The sequence below is a fragment of the Streptomyces phaeochromogenes genome (assembly GCF_001418655.1).
GTDB lineage: Bacteria > Actinomycetota > Actinomycetes > Streptomycetales > Streptomycetaceae > Streptomyces > Streptomyces phaeochromogenes.
On the sequence record NZ_LIQZ01000693.1, the window covers coordinates 1 to 1,447 of the forward strand.

At 71.9% G+C, this 1,447-nt stretch carries 1 protein-coding gene; it reads right to left on the reverse strand.

The annotated features are described in order from the left end of the window. Positions 1-1,383, reverse strand: a 1,383-nt coding sequence (locus tag AOK17_RS47620; RefSeq protein WP_342671580.1) for an aspartate aminotransferase family protein, incomplete at its 3' end; no start/stop codon positions are given. Between the last annotated feature and the right edge of the window lie 64 nt (positions 1,384-1,447).

A 1,447-nucleotide genomic window follows, 5' to 3' on the forward strand; every position in this document is an offset into this window, starting at 1 on the left:
CCCTGCGCGAGGGCGGGGGCGGGACGCGGGGAAGAAGCCGCCCTCGCGCAGGGCTCGCAGGGAGTCCTTCACGGCGTCCGAGACGCGCTCGACGTCCGCGTCGGTGTGGGCGGTGGAGAGGTAGAAACTGCGCCACTCCCAGACGTAGATGCCGCGCAACAGCAGGTGCTGGTAGAGCAGTTCCATGTCGGCGCGGTGCGTGAACCGGAACATGGAGCCGAAGTGGCTCAGTTCCAGGGGGAATTCCTCGGCTCTGAAGAACTCGTTCAGGCCTTCGGCGAGCATGTCGGTGCGGGCGTTGAGCCGTTCCTGGAGTGCGGGGCCCTCGGTGGTGAGGTGGGTGAGGACCGCCTTGGCCGCCGCCATGGACAGCGGGTGCTGCATGTACGTACCGCCGAAGAACGTGGTCTCGGTCTCCGGGCGGCTGTCGTCGCCGTACCGCCAGAAGCCGCCGTCGACCCCGTCCAGGATGTCGGCGCGGCCCGCGATCGCGCCGATCGGGAAGCCGCTGCCGAGCGCCTTGCCGTAGGTGGCGAGGTCCGGGACGACGCCGAAGTGGTGCTGTGCGCCGCGCGGATGGGGGCGCAGGCCGGTGAGCATCTCGTCGAAGAGGAGGACGATGCCGCGGCGCCGCGTGAGGTCACGCAGCTCCCGCAGGAACGCGACGGGGCGCAGGGCGGGGTTGCGGCACTGGACCGGCTCGACGAGGACCGCCGCGATGGTGTCGCCGAGTGCGTCGACGGTGTCGAGGGCCTCCTGGCTGCCGTATTCGAGGACGATCAGCTCGGACACGGCGCTGTGCGGAATGCCGTGCGAGACGGGTACGGCGTGCGTGCCGTCCGGTCCCGGGCGGCCGAGCACGGAGTCGATGTGACCGTGGTACGAGCCGCGGAACATGACGATGCGGTCGCGTCCGGTGGCGGCGCGGGCCAGCCTGACGGCGGCGGAGTTGGCCTCGGTGCCCGAGCCCGCGAACGCCACGCGTTCCATGCCCGTCAAGTCGGCCAGCAGCTGGGCGACTTCGCCCGCCTCGACCGGGCGGGGGCCGAAGCGCAGGCCGTGCGAGAGGTGCTCCCGTACGGCCTCGGTGACGGCCTCCGGCTCATGGCCGAGCAGCAGGGCGCCGAAGCCCATGGTGATGTCGGTGTACTCGTTCCCGTCCACGTCGGTCAGGCGCACGCCCCGGGCGGAGCGGGCCGCGAGGGGGTACAGCGTCTCCTTCGTCGAACGACGGAACCCGACGACCGCCCGGCTGTCCGCCAGCACGGCACGCTGCCGCTGGGCCAACTCCTTGGATGTGCCCGTCCGTTCGGCCAGCCTGCGCCCTAGCTCGACGGCATGCGCCCGCTGACCGGCATCCGCGTCGGCGCCCTCGCCGACCATGCCTGAGCCTTCGGGGAGGGTTACTCGGGGGCCGTGGAGGGCGGGTGGGGGTGGAGGGAGCGGG